Raw genomic sequence first — 5007 nt, 5'->3', positions numbered from 1 at the left:
GCGAGATCATGGCTGCCCGCGAGGCCGGCTTGCGCTTCCTGAAAGTCTTCCCGGCCGAGCAATCTGGGGGCATTGCCTCGCTGAAGGCCTTCGCCTCGCCGCTCGCCGACGTGAAGTTCTGCCCGACCGGCGGCATCAGCGCCAAGAACGCCGCCGACTATCTCGCCCTGCCCAACGTCGTCTGCGTCGGCGGGTCCTGGGTGGCGCCGGACGACATGGTCAAGGCCGGCAAGTGGGACGAGATCGAGGCCCTGGCCCGCGCGGCGAGCCAGCTCAAGAAGTAGCGTCCGGGACACGAAAAACCGGCCGGCTACCGACCGGGCCAGTTGCCTGGAATGCAATCAGCGCGTGATCCGCAGGCCCGAACCGTTGCTGACAGGCCGGCAATCGCTGGTTCCCGCTCATGGATTCGAACCACGATTCACGCCTTCAAAGGGCGCTGTCCTACCGTTAGACGAAGCGGGAAAGCAGGCGTCACGTCGTTAGCATCCCGGCCCCGCCGAAGCCAGCGCCGACCCGAACGGCGACGCGGATGGCATGCCTCAAAAGCAAAAGCCGCGCGGGTCGCCCGGCGCGGCTTTGCGCTTGTCTGGCCTGTCGCCTACTTGGTCTGGAAACGGGCGACCGAGAGGAACTTCACGGCATTGCCGGTAAACCGGTTGGCATCCGCCATCTGGTTGTCGGCCTGGAAGCCCGCCGTATAGACCTCGCTCGGCGGCGTATGCACGATGTTGTAGGCATAGCGCGGCGCCGTCGTCGCGCTGGAGACCGTGGCGACGTATTCGCCGCTGTTCAGTGCCCAGCGCGCGGCCTGCGGCGCGGCGGCAACCACCATTGCCTTCGGCCCAGGCTTCAGGTCGCGGGCGCTGGCCCTGGCTTCCTTGCGCGTCGTCTTCACGCCGGCACCGATTGCCAGCGCCGGATCGGAACCGGCCGGGCGGCTGGCGATGGCGTCGCGCGGCGAGGCCGCATCGACGCCGGACGGATCGTTGAATGCCGAGCGCGGCTCGAGCGAGGCGACCTGATAGTCGCCACTCGCGACGCTGGCCTCGCTCGTGGCGTTGGCCTCGTCGAGAACGGCCTTGACTTCATCCGGCTTGACCTCATCCGGCTTGACTTCGTCCGCCTTGGCCTCATCCGGACGCGCGCTGGGCAGGACCGAGAACGCATCGGTCGCGGTCTTGTTGTGCTGGGCGGTGTCGGCCAGCGCCAGCAGCACGCTCTTGTCCTGCGCTGCGAGATCGGCCGGCAACGAACGGTCAGGACGCCATGTCGGCAGCGGGACGTTGTTGACCGCGACCTGCGCCGGATCTGCGGCGGCAGTCGCGGCATCCGCAGCAGTCGGATTGGTCATGCCGAAAGGCACGCTGACCGGCGCATGCGCCGTCGCAACCCCCTGCTCGGTCGTCGTCGATGCGTCGGCCACGCCGAACGGCACGTTCTCAGGCGTCTGCTGGCCGACATCGGTCTTCGGACGCGGCGCGAAGTCCGGCAGCGGGACCTCCTTTGGCGGCAGCGCCGCGATGATCGTCTCCGGCGTGTCCTGCTCGGGTTCCGAATCCGCCGAATTGTCGTCGGCGATCTGTGGAATGTTGGCGCGCTGCGCGTCCTTGGGTGACACGATCGCGATGCCAGGCAGGTTGCTGCTCTTGGCCGCCACCGCCGGTTTCACGCTCTTCGGCTTGGGCGCAGGCGCGGCAGTCGCGACATCGGCGCTGTCGTCCGCCTCGTCGTCGCCGCCGCCAAACCAGGCAGCAAGCAGCCCGCCGGACCGCTTGGTCGAACCGCCGGCGCTGGCCAGTTCGATGTTGGGGGTGCCGGCGCCCTTACGGGCTTTGTAGGCGGCCAAAGCCTGTTCGTAGCCTGGCAGCGGCCTGCCGTCGCTCGGCACGTGCAGCGTCTTGCCGTTCGGGAAGACCCCGACCAGTTCCTGGCGGCTGATACCGGGCCAGTGGCGCACATTGCCGACATCCATGTGCACGAACGGAGAGCCCGACGACGGATAGTAGCCGACGCCGCCGCCCTGCATCTTGAGACCGATGTTGCGCAGCTTCTTCAGCGGCACGCCCGGGATATAGAAGTCCATCGCCTTGCCGAGCATGTGCTGGCTCTTCTCGGCGACACCCCGGCTGCGGCTGCGCAGCATCGAGTTCGTCGCCGGCGAGCGATAGCCGCAGACGACCTGGATGTAGTCGGTGGCGCCGCTCTGCCGATAGGCTTCCCAGACCAGGTCGAGCAGCCGCGGATCCATCTTGGTCGGTTCGTTGCGGCGCCAGTCGCGCAGAATGATGTTGATCTTGCGCAGGCCCTCGGGATCGTAGCGCCCATTGCGCTTGTAGACGATCTCGGCCTTTTCGTGCGTGTGCAGGTGATAGAGCTTCAGCGAACGAACTTCGGCGCTGGCGCCGGTCGCGGCCGCGGCGAGGAAACCAAGCGCAACAATCACAGCAGCCAGCCATCTCGGCCAGACGCTCATGTGATAATGCCGCCCGTCTGTGTGTCGTTCGACTTGGTTCAAATCAAATGGCCTTGCAGGCTGCCGTTTGTCCCCGGATTTGCCCAAACGGATGTGTTGTTCTCACATCCGAATATCGATCCTAATGGTTAATCATCGCTTATTGAAGCCGAAATGCGGTAACACCGTGGCGATATCCCGTCAAAAATGTTGCACTGCGTTTCTTGGTAAATTGCTGGTTTAGATCATTTTTCCGCCTTTGGCCGAAACACGATCTGTTACCGCGGGCCTCAATTGCGTGATCGCAGCCATAATCGAGTCGCTGCGGCGCCGCCGGCGCCGCGATCGATGCCGAGCGGGCCCGCACCAGGGGACGGAACTGGTCCGGAGCTTGCGAACAGGGCTCGGCGGGTCAGGATGCAAGGCGCTCGATGCGGCCGCTTTCCGGGTCGATGCCGTATTCCTTGAGCTTCCTATAGAGGGTCGAACGGCCGATGCCGAGACGGCGCGCGACCTCGCTCATCTGGCCATTGTAATGGTCGATGGCGAGCTTGATCATTTCCAGTTCGACTTCGGCCAGAGCGCGTACATTGCCGCGCTCGTCCAGTGCCCGCAGCGTCCCGAAGCGCGGCTGCAGCCTTGCCGGCGGATCGGGCTCGGCCACGACCACCCCCGGCTCGCCGGCCACGTCGTCACCGTTCAGCTCAGGCGCTGGCGCGGCAATCTCGGCATCGAGCTTGACCGTGCCTTCCAGCTGCGCGCGGATCTGCGGAAACTCCTCTTCCGTCAGCAGCTCGCTTTCGGCCAGCACGGAGGCCCTGAAGACGGCGTTCTCCAGCTGCCTGATGTTGCCCGGCCAGTCATAGGCCTGCAGCATGGCGAGCGCCCTGGCCGAGATGCCTTGCGGACGGTGACGCGGATCGGCAGGCGCCACCTTCTCCATGAAATGCCTGACCAGATAGGGAATGTCGTCGCGGCGGTCGCGCAGCGGCGGCACGAAGATCGGATAGACGTTGAGCCGGTAGAACAGATCCTCGCGGAAACGGCCGTCCTTGACCTGCTGCAGGAGATTGCGGTGCGTCGCCGAAATCAGCCTGATGTCGACCTTGACCGTCGAACGGCCGCCGACCGGATCGACCTCGCCCTCTTGCACCGCGCGCAACAGCTTGACCTGGACGTCGAGCGGCAGGTCGCCGATCTCGTCGAGGAACAGCGTGCCCGAATGCGCCTCGACGAATTTGCCGGTGTGCTTGTCGGTGGCGCCGGTGAACGAGCCCTTTTCGTGGCCGAACAGGATCGATTCGACGAGATTGTCGGGGATGGCGCCGCAATTGACGGTGACGAACGGTTTCGAGCGGCGGTCGCCGCTGCCCTGGATGGCGCGCGCCACCAGCTCCTTGCCGACGCCCGATTCGCCCTCGATCAGGATCGGGATGTTGGACGCCGCCGCCTTCTGGCCGAGCCGGATCACCCGGTCCATCGCCGGGCTGTGCGTGATCAGGTCCTTGAAGGTCAGGTGGCCGCCGCGCCGCCTGGACGTGCGCTTCATCTCGTCTTCGACCGCCTCGACCTTCAGCGCGTTGGAGATCGCGGTCTGCAACCTGTCGGGGGAGGCCGGCTTGACGACGAAATCGAAGGCGCCGTGGCGCATCGCCGATACGACGGTCTCGATGCCGCCCTGCGCGGTCTGCACGATGACCGGAACGTGGATGCCGCGCTCGCGCATCGCCTTCAGGACGCCGATGCCGTCGAGGCCGGGCATGACGAGGTCGAGAATGACCACCGACACGTCGCGCGCGCCGGGTCCGTCGAGAGCCCCGAGGCCGGCCTCGCCGCCGTCGGTGACGATCGCGCCGTGGCCGAATTTCGTCACTGCCGCCTCGAGCAGCCTGCGCTGCACGGGATCGTCATCGACTATGAGTATGGAACCTGTCATGACTGTGTTGATGCCTGGCCCGAGAAATCCCCATGGATCATCTTGGCACAGGGTTCTAAATAAGGTTTCAAAAAACCCGGTGAACGAATTCCTTAGGATTTGACCGGCTTCTCTCTTTCCCCAGCTTCTGGAAGGTATTTGATGCGCATGGTTTCTGATGGGCAGCTCGCGGCGGTAGCGTCCGGTCACGGCGCGGCGGAGCTCGGCGACCTGCCGGAATGGAACCTCGCCGACCTCTATTCCGGCATGCAAGCGGCCGAGCTGAAGCGCGACATCGCCAAGGCGGCGCAGGATGCCATCAGCTTCGAGACGCGCTGGAAAGGCACGCTTGCCGCCGAGGCCGAGCGCGGCGCCGCCGGCCGCCTGGGCGAAGCGTTGCGCGCCTATGAGGCGCTGGAGGAGCTGATCGGCCGCATCGTCTCCTATGCCGGGCTGGTCTATGCCGGCAACACCGCCGACCCGCAGCGCGCCAAGCTCTATGGCGATATCCAGGAGAAGATGACCGACGCCAGCGCGCATCTTCTGTTTTTTGCACTCGAACTCAATCTGATCGACGACGCGGTGATCGAGGGCGCGCTGCGGGTCGGCGGTGTTGCCGGCATAGACCAGCCCGGCA

At 65.5% G+C, this 5007-nt stretch carries 2 protein-coding genes, 1 tRNA gene and 2 pseudogenes; 2 read left to right on the top strand and 3 right to left on the bottom strand.

The annotated features are described in order from the left end of the window. Positions 1-284: pseudogene (locus tag EN780_RS27340) on the top strand (keto-deoxy-phosphogluconate aldolase); the annotation flags it as partial. A 107-nt stretch (positions 285-391) separates the two neighbouring features. Here the strand turns inward: EN780_RS27340 and EN780_RS27335 are convergent. From EN780_RS27335 to EN780_RS27325, 3 genes are all read right to left on the bottom strand, one after another. Beyond that, positions 392-465, bottom strand: a tRNA-Gln gene (locus tag EN780_RS27335). 136 nt (positions 466-601) lie between these two features. Next, positions 602-2476, bottom strand: a complete 1875-nt coding sequence (locus EN780_RS27330; protein ID WP_128275855.1) for a DUF882 domain-containing protein — start codon at positions 2474-2476, stop codon at positions 602-604. A gap of 391 nt (positions 2477-2867) precedes the next feature. Continuing rightward, the gene (locus tag EN780_RS27325) at positions 2868-4391 is read right to left on the bottom strand and encodes a sigma-54 dependent transcriptional regulator (RefSeq protein WP_128275854.1); all 1524 of its coding nucleotides are present in this window, start codon (positions 4389-4391) and stop codon (positions 2868-2870) included. A 141-nt stretch (positions 4392-4532) separates the two neighbouring features. Between EN780_RS27325 and EN780_RS27320 the strand changes: the two are divergent. Beyond that, positions 4533-5007, top strand: a pseudogene (locus EN780_RS27320) (oligoendopeptidase F); the annotation flags it as partial.

Origin of the sequence: Mesorhizobium sp. M4B.F.Ca.ET.089.01.1.1, from assembly GCF_004022605.1 — a bacterium.
Taxonomy (GTDB): Bacteria; Pseudomonadota; Alphaproteobacteria; order Rhizobiales; family Rhizobiaceae; genus Mesorhizobium; species Mesorhizobium abyssinicae.
The sequence above is the reverse complement of the archived record's forward strand: the minus strand, read 5'-3'. Positions and strand labels throughout refer to the sequence as shown.